The 21,197-nt window shown below is 70.7% G+C and carries 17 protein-coding genes and 1 pseudogene; 11 read left to right on the top strand and 7 right to left on the bottom strand.

The window, feature by feature from the left end:
* Positions 1-100 precede the first annotated feature (100 nt).
* A complete protein-coding gene (locus tag FHX80_RS11270) occupies positions 101-2,179 on the top strand; it encodes a restriction endonuclease (RefSeq protein ID WP_208764628.1) in 2,079 nt (692 codons plus the stop codon).
* A gap of 16 nt (positions 2,180-2,195) precedes the next feature.
* Here FHX80_RS11270 and FHX80_RS11275 read toward each other — a convergent pair whose 3' ends face one another.
* On the bottom strand, positions 2,196-2,558 hold the full coding sequence (locus tag FHX80_RS11275; RefSeq protein ID WP_145764076.1) for a hypothetical protein: 363 nt from the start codon (positions 2,556-2,558) through the stop codon (positions 2,196-2,198).
* Positions 2,559-2,597: 39 nt separating this feature from the next.
* On the opposite strand from FHX80_RS11275, the pseudogene FHX80_RS35620 reads away from it, so the two are divergent.
* Positions 2,598-2,834, top strand: a pseudogene (locus FHX80_RS35620) (alpha/beta fold hydrolase); the annotation flags it as partial.
* A gap of 308 nt (positions 2,835-3,142) precedes the next feature.
* Here FHX80_RS35620 and FHX80_RS11285 read toward each other — a convergent pair.
* Positions 3,143-4,987 (bottom strand): MFS transporter, encoded by a 1,845-nt coding sequence (locus FHX80_RS11285; protein ID WP_145764077.1) that lies wholly within the window; start codon positions 4,985-4,987, stop codon positions 3,143-3,145.
* Positions 4,988-5,223: 236 nt separating this feature from the next.
* On the bottom strand, positions 5,224-7,884 hold the full coding sequence (locus tag FHX80_RS11290) for a serine hydrolase (RefSeq protein WP_244318223.1): 2,661 nt from the start codon (positions 7,882-7,884) through the stop codon (positions 5,224-5,226).
* 179 nt (positions 7,885-8,063) lie between these two features.
* Between FHX80_RS11290 and FHX80_RS11295 the strand changes: the two genes are divergently transcribed.
* The 3 genes from FHX80_RS11295 to FHX80_RS11305 all read left to right on the top strand — a co-directional run bounded on the left by FHX80_RS11295 (position 8,064) and on the right by FHX80_RS11305 (position 10,400).
* Positions 8,064-8,786, top strand: coding sequence for a GOLPH3/VPS74 family protein (locus tag FHX80_RS11295; RefSeq protein ID WP_145764078.1), 723 nt, complete (start codon positions 8,064-8,066; stop codon positions 8,784-8,786).
* 282 nt (positions 8,787-9,068) lie between these two features.
* The gene (locus tag FHX80_RS11300; RefSeq protein WP_145764079.1) at positions 9,069-9,938 is read left to right on the top strand and encodes a helix-turn-helix domain-containing protein; all 870 of its coding nucleotides are present in this window, start codon (positions 9,069-9,071) and stop codon (positions 9,936-9,938) included.
* A 255-nt stretch (positions 9,939-10,193) separates the two neighbouring features.
* Positions 10,194-10,400: a DUF397 domain-containing protein gene (locus FHX80_RS11305; protein WP_145764080.1), complete on the top strand. Its 207-nt coding sequence runs from the start codon at positions 10,194-10,196 to the stop codon at positions 10,398-10,400.
* 198 nt (positions 10,401-10,598) lie between these two features.
* On the opposite strand, the gene FHX80_RS11310 is transcribed toward FHX80_RS11305, so the two are convergent.
* Entirely contained in the window at positions 10,599-11,468 is an 870-nt protein-coding gene (locus FHX80_RS11310) for a hypothetical protein (RefSeq protein ID WP_145764081.1), read from the bottom strand.
* A gap of 80 nt (positions 11,469-11,548) precedes the next feature.
* Here FHX80_RS11310 and FHX80_RS11315 point away from each other — a divergent pair, with 80 nt between their 5' ends.
* Positions 11,549-12,331, top strand: a complete 783-nt coding sequence (locus tag FHX80_RS11315; RefSeq protein ID WP_145764082.1) for an SDR family oxidoreductase — start codon at positions 11,549-11,551, stop codon at positions 12,329-12,331.
* Positions 12,332-12,770: 439 nt separating this feature from the next.
* Positions 12,771-14,378, top strand: a complete 1,608-nt coding sequence (locus FHX80_RS11320) for a sodium:solute symporter family protein (protein WP_145764083.1) — start codon at positions 12,771-12,773, stop codon at positions 14,376-14,378.
* A gap of 178 nt (positions 14,379-14,556) precedes the next feature.
* Here FHX80_RS11320 and FHX80_RS11325 read toward each other — a convergent pair whose 3' ends face one another.
* A complete protein-coding gene (locus tag FHX80_RS11325; RefSeq protein WP_145764084.1) occupies positions 14,557-15,672 on the bottom strand; it encodes an ADP-ribosylglycohydrolase family protein in 1,116 nt (371 codons plus the stop codon).
* 131 nt (positions 15,673-15,803) lie between these two features.
* Here FHX80_RS11325 and FHX80_RS11330 point away from each other — a divergent pair, with 131 nt between their 5' ends.
* Both FHX80_RS11330 and FHX80_RS11335 read left to right on the top strand, forming a co-directional pair.
* Complete coding sequence (locus tag FHX80_RS11330) at positions 15,804-16,001, top strand: DUF397 domain-containing protein (protein ID WP_145767219.1); 198 nt, start codon at positions 15,804-15,806, stop codon at positions 15,999-16,001.
* Positions 16,002-16,118: 117 nt separating this feature from the next.
* Positions 16,119-17,027, top strand: coding sequence for an aminoglycoside phosphotransferase family protein (locus tag FHX80_RS11335; protein ID WP_145764085.1), 909 nt, complete (start codon positions 16,119-16,121; stop codon positions 17,025-17,027).
* Between the two features lie 42 nt (positions 17,028-17,069).
* On the opposite strand, the gene FHX80_RS11340 is transcribed toward FHX80_RS11335, so the two are convergent.
* Complete coding sequence (locus FHX80_RS11340) at positions 17,070-17,258, bottom strand: chloride channel protein (protein WP_280118775.1); 189 nt, start codon at positions 17,256-17,258, stop codon at positions 17,070-17,072.
* 11 nt (positions 17,259-17,269) lie between these two features.
* Here FHX80_RS11340 and FHX80_RS11345 point away from each other — a divergent pair, with 11 nt between their 5' ends.
* Entirely contained in the window at positions 17,270-17,383 is a 114-nt protein-coding gene (locus FHX80_RS11345; protein WP_145767220.1) for an LPXTG cell wall anchor domain-containing protein, read from the top strand.
* A gap of 95 nt (positions 17,384-17,478) precedes the next feature.
* Here FHX80_RS11345 and FHX80_RS11350 read toward each other — a convergent pair whose 3' ends face one another.
* Entirely contained in the window at positions 17,479-20,061 is a 2,583-nt protein-coding gene (locus FHX80_RS11350) for a bifunctional FO biosynthesis protein CofGH (protein ID WP_145764086.1), read from the bottom strand.
* Positions 20,062-20,245: 184 nt separating this feature from the next.
* On the opposite strand from FHX80_RS11350, the gene FHX80_RS11355 reads away from it, so the two are divergent.
* Positions 20,246-20,923 (top strand): HAD family hydrolase, encoded by a 678-nt coding sequence (locus FHX80_RS11355; RefSeq protein WP_145767221.1) that lies wholly within the window; start codon positions 20,246-20,248, stop codon positions 20,921-20,923.
* The last annotated feature ends 274 nt before the right edge of the window (positions 20,924-21,197 follow it).

The following is a 21,197-nucleotide window of genomic DNA, read 5'->3' on the forward strand; positions in this document are numbered from 1 at the left end:
GCACGGCCGGTTGCCGACTAGAGTCGGCCCGTCACTGGTGGTTATGTGGCCAGGGCCTGGTGCACGCCGCCGGGTCGCTGGTGGGGAGGGCCTGTAGAGCATGAGTCGTCGCTCCAATGGGTTGGTCGGTGTGTGGGCTGAAGCGCAGCGCCAACAGCAACGTCAACGTGAGGCGCAAGCCAGGTATCAGCGGGATCAGGAGCGGCAGCAACGCGCCTACCAGCGAGAGCTCGCACGCAGTCATCGGGAGCAGAAGGCGGCCTACCGGGAGCAGCGCGAGGCGGAGGCGCGGCGGCGTACGGAGGAGCTCGATGCGCGGGTCGAGTCGTTGCAGGGGTTGCTCGCGGCCGGGTGCCGGGCTCCGGCGTTCAGGGCCGAGGCGCTGACTCGGGCGGAGCGGGTCGAGCCGTTCACCCCGGGGCAGCTCGGGCATCCCGTCCGGATGCCGGACCCCAACCAGTATCAGCCGCAGAGTGGTTGGACCGCTTCACGGCGGGCTCAGGCGCAGGAGGAGGCCCGGTCCAGGTTCGAGCGCGACCTGCGGGCGGCTCAGGCCGCGGAAGCTCAGCGTCAGCACCAGTTGGCCGCCTACCGGTCGCAGTACCAGCAGTGGGCCGACAACCAGTTGGGCGAGGTCCGTCGTCACAACGCCGGCATCGCGGAGATGACGGCCGGGCTTCGCAACGCGGATCCCGAGGCCGCGGTCGAGTACTTCTCCGCCGCTCTCTACGCATCGACCGGGTGGCCGGACGACCTGCCGCGTCAGGTGTCCGCTGCGTACGACTCCGGTGCGCGCCAGTTGGTACTGAACTGGGAACTGCCCAGGTACGACGTCGTCCCCGAGGCGAAGTCGGTGCGGTACATGGTCAACGCCGATCAGGAGAAGGAGTCTCCCCGGCCGGTCGCGCAGCGCCGGTCCTTGTACCGGGACGTACTCGCGCAGTGTCTTCTGCTGGTGCTGCGTGATCTCTTCGCCGCCGATGAGTTCGGTGCGCTGGAGTCGGTCGCGTTGAACGGGTTCGTGGACGATCACGACCCGACGACCGGTCGACGGGCGCCCATGGTCCTCGGCACGGTCATGGCTTCCCGTTCGACCTTCGCCGCGCTGCATCTGGAGCAGGTGAACGCCGTCAACTGCCTGGTGGACGGGCTCCGGGGGCAGTTGTCGTCGCGCCCCGACCAGTACGCGGCCGTGCGGCCGGGCCGGGTTCCCGAGTCCGTCGGGAACGGTGTCGTCACCCATGGGGGCGACGAGGAGCCGGATCTGTACGAGATGGACCCCATCGCCTTCGAGGTGCTGGTCGCCGAACTGTTCCGGGCCATGGGGATGCAGGCCGTGACCACGCAACGCTCGAACGACGGTGGTGTGGACGTCGATGCGCTGGACCCGGCCCCGATTCGCGGCGGCAAGATCGTCGTCCAGGTCAAGCGCTACCGCAACACCGTGCCCCCGACCGCCGTCCGCGACCTGTACGGCACCGTCCAGGATGCCGGCGCCAACAAGGGGGTGCTGGTCACGACTTCCGGGTTCGGCCCCGGCTCGCACACCTTCGCCAACGGCAAGCCCCTGGAACTGGTGGCCGGCTCCGAACTGGTCGACCTGCTGCACCGCCACGGGCTGCGCGGGCGGCTGGGCAGTGGCGAGCGCCCGGTCCCGGCGCAGCGGACGGCGCCGGAGAGCGGGACCGGCGCGGACGACCACAACGTGCTGGGCATGTACTGGTCGGGCGGCGTCGCCCTGGACGTGTGCGCGCTCGTCTGCCACGGCAACCAGGTGCTGGACGACGACCACTTCGTCTTCTACAACAACCCCCGGACACCGGACGGCACGGTCCGCGCGCTCATCCCCGTCGCGCCGGACAAGGCCGCCATCCAGGTCTCCTTCGATGCCCTTCCGGCCCGCGCCGACCGCCTCGTCGTCATCGCCGCGGTCGATCCGGTCGCCAACCCCTCCGCCGACCTGTCCGAGTTCTCCGACGCCGGTATTCGGCTGCTCGACTCCGAGCGGACCCCCCTCGGCCGGTTGGACGTCTCCGACGGCCGCAGCGGCGAAACCGCCCTCGTGCTGGGGTCCTTCCGACGCCGCGCGAACGGCGACTGGGAGTTCGTCACCGGCGGCAGGGGGTACCGAGGCGGCTTGGAGGAACTGGTCCGGGAGTACGGGATCGAGGTGGACTAGCGGGCCGTCGCTGACGTCATCTCTTGCGCACGACCGTGGCGATGGCCACCGACATGGCCGTGAACAGCACCGACACCACGAGCGAGGCGAAGAACAGGGCCTCCAGCCAACCCGCGTTCGCGCCGGTGAGCGTTCCGCTCGCGGAAGCGCACGCCACCTCCGGCGGGAAGCTCTGTCTCCGTACGTCGTAACAGGCGTTGGGCAGGTCGTCGTTGATCACGTACGCGTTCAGCCAGAGCAGGGCCCAGGTGATCAGGAAGACGCCCACCGAGGCGAAGGAGACGCCCCACAGCAGCGTCGGGCGATCCGGAACGGCCTTTTCGGGCGGGGTGGTTGCTGCATTGGTGGCTGCGTTGGCCGGTGTCTGGGGCGGCGTCATGGGCCGACAGCGTACCGGCGGGTTCCGATGGCCTGTTCCCGCCGGTCGCCGGTCACCGGTCTCACCGACGACGAACTGCGCACCATCCGCACGCCGCTCTACCTGGTGCTGGGGAAGCGGAGCCTGCTGGTGCACCCGCGGCGACAGGTCGAGCGAGTCCCGCGCCTGGTGCCGGGCGCGGCAGCCGAGATCATCGGCCACACCGGACACGGGCCCCAGATCGACCACGCCGCCGACGTCAACGCCCGCGTGCTGACGTTCCTGACCGAGACCGAGACCGCAACTGAGGCCGACACCGACACCGCCCTCGGCGTACGCACCGAGGCGATCAGCCTGCTCGCCATGACGGCCGGGCTCGGGATCAGCGTCCTGACCGGGCAGCGCGGCGTGGAGTCCGCCATCGCCGTCCTGGCCACCAGCTCGACCGGATCTTCCGGGGCGACGGGCAGCGCGGCTGGCCGAGCGGGCGGGCCACCGGCCGGCCGTCAGGCGGTTCGCGCGCCCACGCCCCGGGCCGTGGCCACGATGTGCCGGAGCGCCGCGATGGGCCCGCCCGCTCCGGCGTCAGCTCTCCGTCGGCGGCATCAGCGCAGTTCGTCCGGGCACGGTGTCCCCGGCGACAGCTGGTACGGCGCGCCCAGCCGGTACTCGCCGGGGCTCGGCGCCAGCAGTTCCGTCCACTCGTCGCCGTACTCGTCCTCGTCCAGCTTGATCAGGCAGCCGTTCGTGTTGGCGAACTCCCTCGGGGTGTCCTTGTCCTCGCGCTGTTTGGACCTTTCGGTCTCCTGCGGCCGCTCCACGCTCCGGCCCTCCTCGTCGAGCACGGCCAGCCAGCGCGAGTACGGGATACGGATCAGCACCCGGCCCGCCTTCTTGACCTGGATGGTCAGCTCCCCCGCACCGGCCCGGTCCACCGTCGCCGGCGGGTCGGCCAGCGGCACCGGACTGTCCACCGAGTAGAGCCGCCAGTTGGAGTTGGACCAGATCGGCTTCAGGTACGACAGCCCCTTGCTGACCAGCTCCGTCTCCTGCACCGCGCCACTGGAGTCGGGAGAGCCCTGCGGCAGCACCACATAGTGCACGGCCCAGCGGTCGAGCCACTGCCGATAGTTGACGGCGTCCAGCGTGTCGTCGTAGAAGAGCGGGTTGCGCTCCATGTCGGCCTGCCGGTTCCAGCCGCGGGCCAGGTTCACCACCGGAGCCAGCGCGGACGCCTCCCGGTGGCTGCTCGGGGGGATCACCTCGACGCGGCCGCGTTCGGCACCGACCCTCTGGAGCTGGTTGACCAGCGGGGCCAGCTCGCGGGTCCAGGACGCCGTGGGCGCGGTCCGGACGATGTCGTCGACGCCCTTGTACCCGATCCAGAAGTTCAGCCCGGCGAACGCGACGACCAGCGCGTACCACCGCCGGGAGCGCGGCTCCACGTACGGCAGCGCGGCCAGCAGCACCACGCCGGCGAACAGCATCGCCATCCGCGACACGTTCGAGCCGATCTGCGAGTCCACCACATACGTGAGCAGCGTCCCGATGCCGTACACCGCGGCCGCCGTCCGCACCGTCTTCCAGTCGCGCGGCACGAGGACGAAGACCAGGGCCGCGAAGATGAACGGCAGCGACAGCGTCGCGATCGACATCGGCTGGGTACCGGAGAACGGGAACAGCCACGCGGACAGCGCCACCACCACGACCGGGGCCAGCCCCAGCGCGTACGCCCCGGGGCGGCGCTTGTTCAGGAACAGGGCGGCGGCGACCACACCGAGGAAGAGCCCGGCCACCGGGCTGCCGGCGGTCGCGAGCCCGGCGAGGGGCGCGGCGACGGCCGCCTTCGCCCACCGCTTGTGCCGCCAGCGGTACGGCCAGCAGAACACCGCCGCCACCGCACCGATCGCGAACATCATGCCGAGCCCGAACGTCACCCGGCCCGAAAGCGCGTTGCACAGGTACGCGAAGACGCCGGCCATCGAGCAGGCGATCGGATTGCGGACGGCCCGCACCCTGACCAGGATCAGCGCGGTCAGCCCCGCCGAGACCGTACCGGCGACCATCATCGTCGTACGGACACCGAGCACCGACATCAGATACGGCGAGACGACGCTGTACGAGACGGGGTGCATGCCCCCGTACCAGGCGAGGTTGTACGCGGTTCCGGGGTGCCGGCCCACGAACTCGGCCCAGGCGTCCTGGGCCGCGATGTCGCCGCCGCTGTTCGCGAAGAAGAAGAACCAGAGGACGTGCGTGACGGCCGCGGCCGCCGTCGCGATGGTCACCGGATGCCGCAGCAGCCGCACGGTGCGGGTGGCGGCGGGCGGGGTGATACCCGGCTCCGGAGCGCACGGGGCCGGCACTTGGGTCCGCATACTGCCGTTACTGCCCCTCTTGCCTCTGGTGTCGGCCGCCTCGCGGCCCGATTTCGGCTCCGCGGTGGTCACTGCGGCTCTCCCCGTCTTCCGAGTTCCCGTCCCGTACCCCGAGCGTCCTGCGCCGTGCGACGTGCACCGATCATCCATGAGGACGTGTCCCCGCGCCCTTGAGTTGTTCCGGGACGCTAACACGTACGCGAACGGGGAAGGGGTGCCAGGATCGGCGCCCCTTCCCCGTCGCGTAATCGTACGATTCCGGCCGTCGACGGCCTGTGCTCAGGCCGTCGTCAGGCTGGCTGAACCGGTCAGCCGACCCGGGTCAGTTTCTCACCGGCCGTCGGTTCCGTCAGGTCGTTCTGCAGCGCGACCGCCACCTTCACCTGGCTGGCACCCTCACCGACGGTGAGCGTGCCGACATGCGTACCGGCTGCCGCCGAGTGCGGGATCGCCCTGCCGTCGTCGTTCAGTTCGAGCTTGACCGTGAGGCCGGACCAGCCGACCGCCTTCACGTCCTTGGTCGCGACGACGGGAGTGGTGCCGCCCAGGCCGTCGTCGACCGTGCCGACGACATCGCCCTTCTTGACGATCTTGGCGCCCTCCAGCAGGTCCAGCGTGGCCAGCATGACCTTCTTGCTGGCCGCGTTCACCGCGTCGATGATCGAGTTCTTGTCGTACTGCCCGAGCACCGCCCCGACGATGAGCTGGTCCGTGCCGTCGACCATCTTGTGCGCGGCGAAGAGCAGGTTGCCGCCCGCCTTGGTGGTGGAGCCGGTCTTGATGCCGAGAGCGTTGTTGTAGGGCACGAGCGTGTTGTAGTTCCGCCAGGTCTTGCCCGACGGGTCCTTCCACTCCGGCAGCTTGGTGATGTCCATCAGCGCCGGGAACTCGACGAGCTTCTCCCCCAGCTTCACCAGGTCCTCCGCGGTGCTGACCGTCGATGCGGTGAGCCCGGAGGGATCGGTGTAGGTGGTGTTCTTCATGCCCAGCTCGTCGGCGGTCGCGTTCATCTTCTCGACGAACGCCTTCTCCGAGCCAGCGTCCCAGCGCGCCAGCAGCCGGGCGATGTTGTTCGCCGACGGGATCATCAGAGCGGCGAGCGCGTCGCGCTCGGAGAGGACGTCGCCCTCCTTCACCGTGTCGAGGGTGGACTCACCCTCGGTGAACAGCTGGCCGTCCGACTCCGCCTTGGCGTCGATCTTGATGCCAGGCCCCTTCTGGCCGCGCTTGAGCGGGTGGTCCTTGAGCACGAGGTACGCGGTCATCGCCTTGGCGACACTCGCGATCGGCACCGGCTTCTGCTCGCCGAACGAGCCGACCTTGCCGAGCCCGGTCGCCGCCATGTAGCCCTGGCCCTGGTCCGGCCACGGCAGCGACGGCTTGGCGCCCTCGAAGGTGTACGTCGGCTTCGCCGACAGCGTGAGCGTGGGGTCGGGCAGCGGGCGCACCAACTGCACGATTGCAAACGCGATCAGCAGCAGAAGGACCAGCGGCGTCCAGATCTTGACCCTCCGCACGGCGGTGCGGACCGGGGTCTCCGGCGGCGGCGGGGTGTTCGTCAGCTCGGCCAGCAGGTCGAGCGGCGGCCTGGGCGGCATCGGCTGCTGCCGGGTCCGCTCGGCGCCACTGAGCGACGCGTCGGGCGACAGCTGGGCGGCCCACACAGGACCGGACGCCGGCGCGGACCGGTCCGGGCCGGACGCCGGTGCGGGGGCCCCGGGGCTGCGCGGCGCAGGGTCCGGCCGTACGTCGTCGGCGCGCAGCGGTACGAACTTGCTGGTCCGCTCGGCGGGGGACTCGGGCTCGGACTTCCGGCCGGACTCCGGCTCGGAGCCGGGCTTCGGCTTCGTACCCGCGGGGGGCGGCGGCGGGGTGATCTTCAGCGCGGTCGTCGGCTGGTCGACGCGGGGCAGCCGGGGCGTCTTGAAGACGGCCGTCGGCTGATCGATCCCGCGCTTGTCGCCATCGGCCTGCGCATCTTCGGCGACGGGGGCCTTCTCGTCGGACTCCCCGTCGGCCTTCGCGTCGGCCTTCGCGTCGGCCTTCGCGTCGGCCTTCGCGTCAGCCTGTTTGCCGACCTTCGCGTCAGCCTTTTCGTCGGGCTTCGGCTCGGACTTCTGCTCGGCCTTCGGCTCGAGCTTCGGCTCGGCCTTCCGCTCGGAGTCCCCGCTGGGCTCCGGGTGGGAGTCCGTGCCCGGTTCCTCACGGGTACGGGGCACGCGGGCCTCGCTCGCCGCGGTCGCATCCGAGCGCCCAGCCGGTCCCTTGACCGGTTCGACCGGTTCCTTGACCGGTTCCGCGACCTGCTTGGCGGCTTCCGCCGCAGGCTCGGGCTCCGAGTCGTCGCGCGAGTCGTCGGCCGTGCCGTCGCCGGCCCGGCCGCCACCGGCCTCGCCGTCCTGCTCGTCACCGTCCGTCGACACCCAGGCGGCAACCGCCGCACGCAGCCGCGCATCGCCCTCCTCGGGCTCAGCGGGCTCGGCGGCGTCGTCCCCGGGCCCGTCAGCCGCGCTCTCCGGCTCCCCCGGCTCCTCCGCCGCACCGGCCGCCCCAGCGGGCTCGACGCCCTCCGCAGGCTCCGCGGGCTCCCCGACCGCCTCCGCGGCGCCCGACTCGGCCCCAGGGGCCTCCACCGAGCCCTGAGGGCCTTCAGGGGTCTCCTCCGCGGCCTCGGGGCCGGAGGTCACGTCGTCATCGGCACCAACGCCGGTGCCGGCGCCCGCAACCGAGTCCGCCTCCGCGTCCGCGTCCGTGTCGGACTCGGACAGAGGCTCACCATCGACCCCCGGCTCTGACCGCTGCGTGCTGAAAACGGCCGTCGCCGTCTCCGCCCTGCCGCCGGACTCCGCCGGGGAGGCGGGTTCGTGGAACACCGCGAGCCGCGGATCATGCTCGCTCCGAGCCGTTCCCGACGACTTCTGCTGCTCCGACTTGTCGGGGGACTCGCCCGCCACCGATGCCTCCTCCATGCGGCACGGGGACATCCCCGCGCTGTCCGAACCATCTACCAGTGTCCCGTGTGAACCCTCGGCCGGGCTGTGAGACGAGAACGACATACCTACTGGTTCCAGTACAAAGCACCCACGCGCCCTCGACAGACGGATGTGAGAGGGGTCACCCTGTCACTCATCCACGCGGGGAGGCATGGATGGGCAGGAGCCGCAGAACAATTCCGGAGGAGCTTCTGCTGCTCGCTCTGGACCCGACCACGGGTACCACAGCGCAGCCGCAGTCGCTCGACCTCGGCCTGGCCGGAGCCCAGCTAGTAGAGCTGGCCCTGGCAGGACGGATAGCCCCTGACGGGGATCGTATCGCCGTGGTGATGCCACGGCCGACAGGAGATCCGACTCTGGACTCCGCACTGGAACTGCTGCGCAGACGCGGCAGCCCGGTTCGGGCCGTCCACTGGATTGGCGGACCCCGACTGGGGCTTCGCCAGATCTACCTCGCTCATCTGGAGCGGTGCGGCATGGTGCATGCCGTGGCGGGCCAGATGTGCGGAGTGCTGCCGACAACTCGCTACCAGGCGACGGACACGGCAATCAGCCGGGACATCAAGGCCCGGCTGGACAGCGCGATCCGCACCGGCGTACCGCCGGACCCGCGGACCGCGGCGCTCGCCGCACTGGCCCACGCGGTCGGACTCGGCAAGCACCTGTACCCCGGGAACGAGGGGCGCTCCTCGCGCTCCCGGCTCCGGGACCTGATCAGACACGACCCGATGGGCGGTCTCGTGGCGCATGCCGTGATGGACGTCCAGAACGGGGCGGTCGCACAACCGCGCCGCAACCAGACGGCCGGTGTGCCGTTGCAACCGCAAGTGCAGTCGCAGTCACGCCGCGACAGCATGGCGCACACCGCGGCCCACTAGGGCAGCCCGGGCGTCGACGCAGCACCCTCACCACCCGCTTCATCGGAAGTGCACCATTCACACCGCGCCACCGCAGCACACAGCACCACCGCAACAACCGAATACCGCCGCACCGACGTCCCCAAAGACCCGGTTCGGGAGCCGCACCAAGCGCGGGGCAGCCGGTACCACCGGCTGCCCCGCGCCGCTGCGTGTGGCCATTTCCCAGCGCGGCCGGGGGCGAGGGTGGCAATCTGCTGAGCAGTAGATACGCACAGCTACACAGCCGGAGGTGCCGTTTCCGTGCCGTCCAACGTCAATCCCACCGTCAGACGACGCCGGTTGGGTCAGGAATTGCGCCGCCTGCGCGAGATCAAGGGCATGACGGCCGAGGAGGTGGCGGAGCGACTGCTGGTCTCGCAGTCGAAGATCAGCCGCCTGGAGAACGGCCGCCGTTCCATCAGCCAACGCGATGTCCGCGATCTCTGCGGGGTGTACGACGTCGAGGACCTCCGGGTCGTCGACTCACTCATGCAGATGGCCAAGGACTCCCGCCAGCAGGGCTGGTGGCATGCCTTCGGCGACATCCCGTACAGCGTCTACATCGGCCTGGAGACCGACGCCGAGTCGCTGCGGGTGTACGAACCCCAGGTGGTCCCGGGTCTGCTGCAGACCCGGCAGTACGCCGAGGCCCTGATCAACGGCGCGTTGCCGGAGGCTCCGCAGACCGACATCGACAAGCGCGTCAGCGTCCGTTCGCGCCGTCAGGACCGGGTCAACGCCCCGGAGCAACCGCTGCGGTTGTGGGCCGTGATCGACGAGTCCGCGCTGCGCCGGCTCGTCGGCGGCAAGCAGGTGATGATCGAGCAGTTGGAGCGCCTGGTGGAGCTTTCACACCTGCCGCACGTGACCGTCCAGGTGCTGCCGTTCGAAATGGGCGCCCATCCAGGCATCAACGGGCAGTACGCGATCCTGGAATTCCCGGATGCCGCGGATTCCAGCGTCGTCTACATCGAGGGAGTCACCAGCGACCTCTATCTGGAGAAGGCGAATGACGTGCAGCGGTACAGCGTCATGTACGAGCACCTGCGGGCACAGGCCCTGAACGTGGAGCAGACAAGGCATTTCATCGAGAAGATCGCGAAGGACTACACGCAACTGAACTCGGCGTGAATCCCGGCCGGACGGGCACTTAGACCAGTCAGCCCGTAAAGTCCGGAATGAGAGAAAAGCAGCGATGTTACGAGTGGGGCGACGGCAAGGTACACCGTCGCCGCCTCGTAGCGGAAGACCTGCAGGGTATATGCCATCCGGTCGAGTGAACGGCCCCTTCACTCGGGGAGCTTGGCGAGTAGCGTCGATCACGCCAGCAGGTCCCCACAGATCCTCGTTGGCGACACTCACACAACTCTCTGAACCGGAGTGAACATGGCCATTCTTCAGGGCGCTACGAATAACTGGACGAAGTCGTCGTACTCCGGGGGCAACGGCGCCTGCGTCGAAGTCAGGTCCCCTCTCGTGCAGGCGATTGCCGTACGCGACTCGAAGACCCCCGCGGGCCCTTCGATCAATTTCGTCCCCGGCGCCTGGAACGCGTTCGTGCGTGATGTCGCCAAGGGTGCCGTCGACGCCTGACCGATGGTTTCCCGACGCTGTATCGCCGCACCGATCCAGGTGCTGCCGGTAGCCCTCTCGACCGGTTCGCCGTCCTGGCCGAGGGGGCTCCCCGCGAAACTCCGGGGAGCCGAGGAGCCGGGGGAAACGGAACCGCGCCCCGACAGCGCCCGCCCAGCCACTCGGGCAGCCCCACCACTCGGCAGCCCGCTCCCCGGTTCAGCGCAACTGATCCACGTACCGGTCCGTGCCCGGCACGGTCGGGATGAACGGCGCCACCAACTCCACCCGCCCCAGGCCTGATTCCGATACCGCCACGTCGAGCCCGGTGAAGTGCCCGTCCCAGCACTCCCTCGGATCCTCCTGGAGGAACCAGAGCAGGGTCAGCCGGGTGTCGACGCCCTCGACCTGCTTCACGTACGTCATCCGGTCGCCCGGCAACGGGGTGGGACGGAACACCGTCACCATCGCCGCGGGCGACCCGCCCAGCCGCTTCGGCAGATGCCGTGAGCGCAGCCACTCCAGCAACTCGGCGCGCTGCCCCGGCCCTTCGGCGTCGATCACCTCGAGGACCAGTCCGCGGTACGGATGGTCGAGTGCGTGGAAGTCCCGGGGCCCCGCGGCACCGTCCCGGTAGACCGTCGCCTCGTGGTCCTGGAACGCCGTGAAGACATGGGTGCGGTCCTGGTAGACCCGGCCGTCCCGGTTCAGCCGCTCGTTGATCCCGACGGTCCACTTCATGTGGTCGTCGTAGCGACCCTCCGTCACCCAGTACGTGGACAGGTAGCACCCGGCGCCGACGGGCGTGGCGATCGCGGACTTCTCCGGATACCGCAGCCCCTGGAGCTCCCGGGTGGCCACCCAGCGCCGCCCCGCCGCCATCCAGGGCATCGCCATCGCGCCGGCGTAGTAGTGGTCGTCCTCGTACCAGCGGTTGTACGCGTACTCATGGCCCGGGTGCGGTTCCACCATGGTGATCAGCGCGTGGCCGGGACGTACTCCGTACGGTCCCAGCGCGGCCAGTTCGGCGTACGTTTCGCTGCGCGTCCCGCCGCCCTGATCCGCCTCTTCCCGCGTTCCCTCGCTCATGCCGTTCCCCTTCCGTACTGTGCCGGAGGGATCTACTCTGACGCCCCGTCAGGAGAACTGCCAGAGCCGGGAGGCCACCGATGTTGCTCGCGGGGAAGACCGTCATCGTGTCCGGGGTGGGTGCCGGGCTCGGGCATCGGATCGCGGCCACGGTCGTGCGGGACGGGGGCAACGCGGTCCTCGGGGCGCGCACCGCGGCCAATCTCGTGAAGTCGGCCGCCGAGATCGATCCCGAGGGGCTGCACACCGCGCACGTGCCCACGGACATCACCGACGAGGCGCAGTGCGAGGCGCTCGCGGCGCTGGCCGTGGAGCGGTTCGGGCGGATCGACGCGGTGGTCCATGTCGCCGCCTGGGACAGCTACTTCGGGGGCATCGAGGACGCCGACCTCGACACCTGGAAGTCGGTCATCGACGTCAATCTGCTCGGCACCCTGCGGATGACGCGCGCCTGCCTGCCCGCCCTGAAGGAGCGGGGCGGATCGGTCGTCGTCATCGGTACGCAGTCCGCGGTGGCCGCGCCTTCCCAGGTGCGGCAGGCGGCGTACGCGGCCTCCAAGGGCGCGCTCACCTCCGCGATGTACTCCATGGCCTGGGAGTTCGGCCCGGATCGGATCCGGGTGAACACGGTACTGCCGGGCTGGATGTGGGGGCCGCCGGTGCAGGCCTACGTCCAGTTCACGGCCCACACCGAGGGGGTGCCCGAGGCGGAGGTGCTGGAGCGGCTCTCCGGGCGCATGGCGCTTCCGGAGCTGGCCACGGACGGCGATGTGGCGGAGGCCGCGGTGTTCCTGGCCTCCGACCGGGCGCGGGCGATCACCGGGCAGTCCCTGCTGGTCAACGCCGGCGAGCTGATGCGCTGAAGCGTCCAGCACACCCAGCAGGACCAGCAAGCCCACCACGTCCAGCAGGCCCGCCACATCCAGCACGTCCAGCACGTCCACCGGGGTATCGGCTGATTCAGTCGCCCTCCTTCTCGGCCGCACGGGACCCGCATCCCGTGCGGTCTTTCTGTGCTCCTCGGCGCTCCTGGACGTTCCGTCGCTCTCTGCACAGCCTGACGAAGTGCCTGCTCATGGTGTGGCCGTCGTCACGTTCACGACAACGCCCACGCGGGTCAAGAACGAGTAAAAACGTTCGACTTACTGATCGTCGTTCACATCCCTGACCGTTGGGACCTTGACCGAGGGACCGGACAGGCGGTTCAATCCCCGATGTCCCCGCTCCCGCACGGGGCCCCGCTGAACGGCCGTACTGACGAAGTGCTTCCCCGTTCACAAGGCGGACCCCAGGAGGGGGCACATGAACAGTCTCGACTGGGTCGTGCTCATCGGCTACTTCGGCGTGATGATCGCGATCGGGCTCTGGTCCCACAAGCGCGTCGACAACGTCAGCGACTTCTTCACGGCCGGCGGCAGGATGCCGTGGTGGCTGTCGGGCATCTCGCACCACATGTCCGGCTACAGCGCCGTGATGTTCACCGGCTACGCCGGTATCGCGTACCAGTACGGCGTCACGTCGTTCGTGACGTGGTCGCTGCCGATCGCCATCGGCATCGGGATCGGCGCCAAGCTCTTCGCCCCCCGGCTCAACCGGCTGCGCTCACGGCTGCACGTCGCGTCTCCGCTCGAATACCTGAAGAACCGCTACAACATCCAGACCCAGCAGGCGCTCGCCTGGTCCGGTCTGCTGCTGAAGATCGTGGACGTCGGTGCCAAGTGGGCCGCCATCGCCACCCTGCTCTCCGTCTTCACCGGCATCAGCCTGACCCAGGGCATCTTCATCACCGGCCTCATCACGGCCGTCTACTGCACGGTCGGCGGTCTGTGGGCCGACGCGCTCACCGAGCTGGGGCAGTTCGTCATCCAGCTGTTCGCCGGTATCGCGATGCTGGTCACCGCGATGAGCAAGCTGGACGGCTTCAGCACCCTGTGGACGGTCTGGGACAAGCTGCCCGAGGGTCACACGGACCCGACGGCCGGTCCGTACACCGTGACCTTCCTGCTGGCGTACCTGTTCATCAAGACCTTCGAGTACAACGGCGGCATGTGGAACCAGGCCCAGCGCTACATGGCCACGGACTCCGCCGCCTCCGCGACCCGCTCGGCCCGGCTCTCCGCCGTCCTGTGGCTGGTCTGGCCGACGGTCCTGTTCTTCCCGATGTGGTGCGCCCCGCTGCTGGTCCACGCGCAGAAGCCGGACGCCTCCGACAGCTACGCGCTGATGACCGAGCAGCTGCTGCCGCACGGTCTGCTGGGTCTCGTCGTCGTCGGCTTCTTCTCGCACACGATGGCCATGTGCTCATCGGACGCCAACGCCATTGCGGCCGTCTTCACCCGCGACATCGCCCCGGTCTTCTCCAAGGCCGCCCGCAACTGGAGCGCCCGCGCCGGACTGCTGGCAGCGCGTCTCTCCACGCTCGGCTTCCTGGGCCTGTCGATGGCGCTGGCGACCCAGATCAACTCGCCGACGTTCAAGGACATCATCTCCGTCGTCATCAAGTGGGTCGCCGGTCTGATGGGGCCGATCGCCATCCCGTTCATGCTCGGTCTGCTGCGCCGCTTCCGTAAGTCGGGACCGACGGCGGCGCTCACCAGCTGGGCGGCCGGTCTGCTGGCGTTCTTCTTCACCAACTACAACTTCGACGGTTCGGTCAAGACAAACGTGGCGCTGCAGTACCAGGTCGCGCTGCCGCTGGCGATCTCGCTGGTGCTCTACGTCGTCATCGGCTTCATCAAGCCGGAGGACACCCCGGAGCGCGACGCGATCATCGAGCAGATCAACACGGACGACGACGGCCCGGCCACCGGCGCGACCGTGCCGGCCCAGAGCGGCCCCGAGGACGTGACGCTCGCCAAGGGCGCGAACAGTGCGAACGGCGTGCAGGGCGGTCAGGGCGTGACGGACTGACGCTCGCGGCCGCACGGAACGTCGGTGAGGGGTGACGGGTCACGGGACGCGGCGGCGTTCCGTGACCCGCCGCCGCTCCTTCAGCCGCACTCCGGCTGCCTCCCCGGCGTCGGTGAGGTGCGGGCGCCGTCCGGCGTCGGTCCACCGGGGCATCAACGACGAGGGGGCTCCCCCGCGTTCAGCCGCGCGGGTAGCGCGCCAGCCAGCCCGCCGCGACGGCGGCCGGGCTGTGCAGGGCGGGGCCCTGGGTCATCTCCATGGCGAAGTCGTCGGCGAGTTCGAGCAGCGTCGCCCGGCCCTCCAGTTCGGCGAGCCAGGCCGGCGGCAGCGCCGTCTCGCCGTGCAGCGCACCGAGCAGTGCCCCGCACAGGGCCCCGGTGGCCGAGGACGGCCCGCCGTGGTTCACGGCCAGCCGCAAGCCGTGCCGGACGTCCTCGCCCACCAGGGCGCAGTACACGGCGACGGCGAGCACCTCCTCGGCGGAGTCCGTGGCGCCCAGCGACTCTATGAGGGCGGGCCCGGGTATCCCCTGCCGCACGGTGCCGAGGGCCTGTTGGAGTGCCTCGGTGACGGGTTCGTGGCCCGGACGCCCGGCGAGCAGGGCGAGGGCGTGCTGCACGGAACCGTCCAGCGTCTCGCCGCGCGCCAGCCCGTGCACCATCACGGCGAGGGCGCCCGCCGAGAGCAGGGCGGTGGGGTGTCCGTGGGTCTGGGCGGCGCACTCGAGGGCCAACTGGAGGACGAGTTGCGGCTCCCAGCCGACCAGCAGCCCGAAGGGGGCGGAGCGGGTGAGTGCGGCCGAATCGTGTGCGGCGGGGTTCTTGGGCCGGTCGAGGTTGCCCATGGTGGTGTCGCCGAAGCCGTTCAGGCATTCCCGGGTGGGGGCGCGGCGGGCGTAGAGCCACTCCTGCCCGGCGAGCCAGCCGTTGTCCTTGCGGCGTTCGTCGGGCCCCCAGTCGTGCTGGGTGGCGGCCCACCGCAGATGCGCCTGGTGCACGTCGGTGGGCGGGTGCCAGGCGCCGGTGTCGCGGCGGACCTGGGCGCGGATCAGCCCGTCGACGGTGAACAGGTTGAGCTGGGTGACGGCGGTGACACAGCCGCGCCCGCCGTGCGCGGGGACGAAGTCGGTGACGGCGTCGGCGCCATGGGCCTCGCGGATCTCCTCCAGCGACAGCTCGCTGACGCCCGCGCCGAGCGCGTCGCCGATGGCGCCGCCCAGCAGCGCGCCACGTACCCGGCTGCGGAAGTCCTGCTGCTCGGCGCGGCCCCAGACGGCTGTGGTCCCTGTGCTCACCGTGCCCCTCCCCGTCGGTCCGCGCGTGTGCTGCCGCGCGGTAGCTGCGCAGCACTGTAATCGAACGACCACACGGTCAAGGGGGCGGAACAGTATGTACGAAGTGGCGGTTCGGTTCAGCTTTGCGCGGCATTCTCCGGGGATTCCCCCCGCAACCGCCGCCCCCTGCTGTCCGCGACAGCGACGGAGGCGGCACGAACTGCGTCGAGGTGTCCGACAGCTTCCCCGCCCTCGTCCCGGTCCGCGACAGCAAGACCCCCGACGGCCCGGCGCTCGTCTTCGGGCCGTCGGCCTGGTCCGCGTTCGTGGGGTTCGCGGCCGGCCGCTGAACGCCCGCGTCGCGGCGTGCTCCGCACGGGCCGGGGCGGCCGGTCCAGGTGGTGGGGTCCCGGCCGCGAGGCCGATATCTCGTTGCGCGGCTCGGTGACCGGCGCGATGATCGCCGGATGGCATCCCCCCATCCCGACGGCCGCGCCGGAATCGACGCCGCGCTCGTGAAGCGCCTGATCGACGCCCAGTTCCCGCGATGGAGCGGTCTGCCGGTGACACCGGTGGAGGTGGACGGCTGGGACAACCGGACGTACCGCCTCGGCGACGCGATGACGGTGCGCCTGCCCACGGCCGCCGGTTATGTCCCCGCCGTGGCGAAGGAGCACCACTGGCTGCCGCGCCTCGCCCCGTCGCTACCGGTCGCCGTGCCCCCGGTGCTGGCTCTGGGCGCGCCGGGCGAGGGCTATCCGTTCCCGTGGTCGGTCCGCCGCTGGCTGCGCGGTGAGACGGCAGCCCCCGACCGCATCGACGACCTTCCCCGGTTCGCGGTCTCCGTGGCGGACTTCCTCATCGCCCTCCGGCGCTGCGACGCGTCCGACGGCCCGCCCGCCGGGGAGCACAGCTGCTACCGGGGCGCCCCGCCCGCCCACTACGACGAGGAGACCCGGCGCTGTCTGACCGCGCTGGGGGACCACGTGGACACGGACCGGGCGCGCAGCGTCTGGGAGGCGGCGCTCACCACACGATGGTCCGGTCCGCCCGTGTGGTTCCACGGCGACATCGCCCCCGGCAACCTGCTCGTCGCCGACGGCGAGCTGACGGCCGTCATCGACTTCGGTACGTCGGGGACCGGCGACCCCGCCTGCGATCTGGTGATCGCCTGGGGGATGTTCTCCGGCGACAGCCGGGAGGCGTTCCGGCACGCGGTCGGCCAGGACGCCGGAACCTGGGCACGGGCCCGCGGCTGGGCCCTGTGGAAGGCGCTGCTGAAGCTGACGGAACACATCGGCACGGACCCCGCGCAGGCCGCGCGCGAACTGCGCGTCGTCGAAGCGGTGTTGGCCGATCACGAGCGGTTCGGCTGAGGCGGCACACCTCACCCCTTCCAGGGCCGTCCGGGCGGGTCCTCATTGATTGGGGAGGCGTGCGGAGTAGATGGACGGGGTGTCGAGTCTCCGGGAGACGAGCACGGCGCCGGTGACGGCGAGAAGGAGCGGGACCATCAGGACGTCGATGGTGTGGGTGAGTTCCAGCATGAGGACGACGGCGGCGACGGGCGCCTGCATGGCGGCCGCGAGAACGGCCGCGGCGCCGATGACCGCGTGACCTGGCCGGCACCGGCAGCAGCGGCACGCTCCCGCTGATCGCGGGCACCGCGGTGGTGCTCGCCGCGGGCGCCGGCCTGGTGATGGCGTCCCGCCGCCGCTCCAAGCGCGCCTGATCCGCGAAGCTCCCGGTCCGGGCTCATGACCGAGCCCGGACCGGCGGGCTGACCGGGAACCGCCCCGGCCGTCCCGGGGACAGCCCCGCACCGTCCTACCGGGGCAGCACCGGCAGCAGCTCCGGCAGGTGGCCGTCCGAGGCGGCGGCCGCCGCGACCCGCTCCTCGGGGACCTCCCCGTACAGCGTCGTACGCGGCTTCGCCGGACGCCCCGCGAGGTCGGCGATGGCGACCAGGTCCTGGACCGAGCGGTACGAGCCGTAACCGGATCCGGCCATCCGGGAGATGGTCTCCTCCATCAGCGTGCCGCCCAGGTCGTTCGCGCCCGAGCGGAGCATTTCGGCCGCGCCCTCCGTGCCGAGCTTCACCCAGCTGGTCTGGATGTTGGTGATGTGCGGGTGGAGGAGGAGCCGGGCCATCGCGGTGACGGCCCGGTTGTCGCGGTCGGTCGGGCCGGGACGGGCGATGCCGGCCAGGTACACGGGCGCGTTGGTGTGGATGAAGGGCAGCGTCACGAACTCGGTGAGGCCGCCGGTCTCCTGCTGAAGGGCGGCCAGGGTCCGCAGGTGGCCCAGCCAGTGGCGGGGCTGGTCGACATGGCCGTACATCATCGTGGACGAGGAGCGCAGGCCCACCTCGTGGGCGGTCCTGATGACTTCCAGCCAGGTCGCCGTGGGCAGCTTGCCCTTGGTGAGGACCCAGCGGACCTCGTCGTCCAGGATCTCGGCGGCGGTGCCGGGGATCGAGTCGAGCCCGGCCTCCTTCGCGGCGGTCAGCCAGTCACGGACGGACAGGCCGGTGCGGGTCGCGCCGTTGACGACCTCCATCGGCGAGAACGCGTGGACGTGCATGCCCGGAACGCGTTCCTTCACCGCCCGCGCGATGTCGAAGTACGCGGTGCCGGGCAGGTCCGGGTGGATACCGCCCTGCATGCAGACCTCGACGGCGCCGACGTCCCACGCCTGCGCGGCCCGGTCGGCGACCTGGTCGAGGGAGAGGGTGTACGCGTCGGCGTCGGTGCGCCGCTGGGCGAAGGCGCAGAACCGGCAGCCGGTGTAGCAGACGTTGGTGAAGTTGATGTTGCGCGTGACGATGTACGTGACGTCGTCGCCGACCACGTCCCGGCGCAGCGTGTCGGCGATCCGGCACAGCTCGTCCAGCGCCGGACCGTCCGCGTGCAGCAGGGTGAGCGCCTGGTCGTCGGTGAGCTTCGTCGGGTCGTCGGCGGCCTGGCTCAGGGCGGCCTTCACATCGCCGTCGATGCGGGACGGGACCATGCCGGGGGCGGCGGCCTCGCGGAGCGCCTCCCAGTCCCCGTACACCTCGTCGAAGTCGTCGCGGCGGTCGGCGGTGCGGCCCTCGGTGTCGATGGTGTGGTGCAGATCGGTGCGGCCGGAGGCGTTGAAACCCTCGTCGGGCTCCTGCCAGGGCAGTCCGACGGGGATCGCCCCCTCCTTCGCGAGCCCGGTCTCCGGGTCGGCGAGGGCGCGGACGTGCGGGAGGAGGCGCGGGTCGAGCCAGGGTTCGCCGCGCTGGATGAACTCCGGGTAGATGGTGAGCCGTTCGCGCAGCGCGAAGCCGGACTCCGCGGTCCTCGCCGCCAGGTCGTCGATGTGCGGCCAGGGGCGCTCGGGGTTCACATGGTCGGGCGTGAGCGGCGAGACGCCGCCCCAGTCGTCGATGCCTGCGCCGATGAGCAGCGCGAACTCGGCGTCGACGAGGTTCGGCGGGGCCTGGATGCGGGCGGACGGGCCGAGGATGTGGCGGGCGACGGCGATGGCCGCGGCCAGCTCCTCCAGCTCCGCGTCCGGCATCGCGCGCATCGCGGTGTCGGGCTTGGCGCGGAAGTTCTGGACGATGACTTCCTGGATGCCGTGGTAGGCGCGGGCCGTTTTGCGCAGCTCGAAGAGGGAGTCGGCGCGCTCCTCGTACGACTCGCCGATGCCGATCAGGATGCCCGTGGTGAACGGGACGTTGGAGCGGCCGGCGTCCTGGAGCACGCGCAGCCGTACGGCCGGTTCCTTGTCCGGTGAGCCGTGGTGCGGGCCGCCCGGCTCGGACCACAGCCGCGTCGCGGTCGTCTCCAGCATCATGCCCATGGAGGGGGCGACGGGCTTGAGCCGCTGGAGGTCGGTCCAGGTGAGCACGCCGGGGTTGAGGTGCGGGAGGAGGCCGGTCTCCTCCAGTACCCGGATCGCCATGGCGCGCACGTACGCCAGGGTGTCGTCGTACCCCTCGGCCTCCAGCCACTCGCGCGCCTCGGGCCAGCGGTCCTCGGGCCGGTCGCCCAGGGTGAACAGCGCTTCCTTGCAGCCCATCGCCGCGCCCTCGCGGGCGATGGCGAGCACCTCGTCCGGGGACAGGAACATGCCGTGGCCGTCGCGCCGGAGCTTGCCGGGCACGGTGACGAAGGTGCAGTAGTGGCACTTGTCGCGGCAGAGCCGGGTCAGGGGGATGAAGACCTTGCGGGAGTACGTGATGACACCCGGCCGGCCGGCCGCCGCCAGGCCCGCGTCCCGCACCCGGGCGGCGGAGGCGGCGAGATCCGTCAGATCGTCGCCACGCGCCTGGAGCAGGACGGCGGCCTCGGTCACATCGAGGGCGACACCGTCGCGGGCCCGTTTGAGGGCACGTCGCATGGAATTGGTGGTGGGGCGTCCGCGCTGAGGATCGGTCATGAACCGAGCATACGAGCGAGTAGCAGGCCGTTGACCGGCCGGATCTCCCACGAGCCCCACCCGCCCCCGGCATCCCATGTCCCACAGCTCGCGCCCGCCCCGGCGCCGGGATCTCCCCTCGGCCCCGCCCGCCCCTGGCGCCTCGGCCGCGCAGCGGTCCGCGCCCCGTAGGGTCGGCACGGTGATGGAAACGATCGTCTTCGACATCGGCGAGACACTCGTCCGCGACGACCGCTACTGGGCCTCCTGGGCCAACTGGCTGGGCGTCCCGCCGCACACCCTGAGTGCGCTGGTCGGGGCCGCGGTCGCCCAGGGGCGGGACAGCGCCGACGCGCTGAGCATCCTGCGCCCCGACATGGACATCGCGGAGGCCTCGCTCGCCCGGACCGCGGCCGGGCGAGGTGAGCACCTGGCCGAGTCGGACCTGTACCCGGACGTACGCCCGGCGCTGGCGGAGCTGCGCGCGCTGGGTGTGCGGGTGGTGGTCGCGGGCAACGGGACGGTGCGGGCGGGCGAGCTCCTGCGGGCGCTGGACCTGCCCGTGGATCTCGTCGTCACCTCGGACGAGTGGGGTGTCGCCAAGCCGGACACGGAGTTCTTCGCGCGGGTGCTGGAGGTGTCCGGGGCTGCCCCGGGATCGACGCTGTACGTGGGCGACCACCCGGCCAACGACCTGTTCCCGGCCAAGTCGTGCGGGCTGCAGGCCGCGCACATCCGGCGCGGGGCGTGCGGGTACTGGTGGGCGGATCACCCCGATGTCGTCGCCACCGCGGACTTCCGCCTCAACGCGCTGACGGACCTCCCGGCCCTCCTGAACCAGGTGCCGGACGCGCCCCGCCCGAGGGCGCTGCGGGCTCTGTAGCTCCCGCCACCGGGTGCGCCGACGCCGTCCCCGGGCCTGTCGGGACAGGCTCCGTCCCGGGTCCCGTCGGAACATGCCGGAGAGTCACACACGGTGATTATGTGAAGATTGATGATATTTAGAAAGTTTCGTCCGAAATACGACCTGCCCGAGTTGTTGGCATTTGCGGTGAGTCGTAGTGTCGATAGTGCCGTGGCAGAAGCAAGGAGCGGCACATCAACCTCCTGAAGGAGGCCAAGATGAACGCACGCAACATCTTCCGTAACAGGGACAG

Origin of the sequence: Streptomyces brevispora (assembly GCF_007829885.1) — a bacterium.
Taxonomy (GTDB): Bacteria; Actinomycetota; Actinomycetes; order Streptomycetales; family Streptomycetaceae; genus Streptomyces; species Streptomyces brevispora.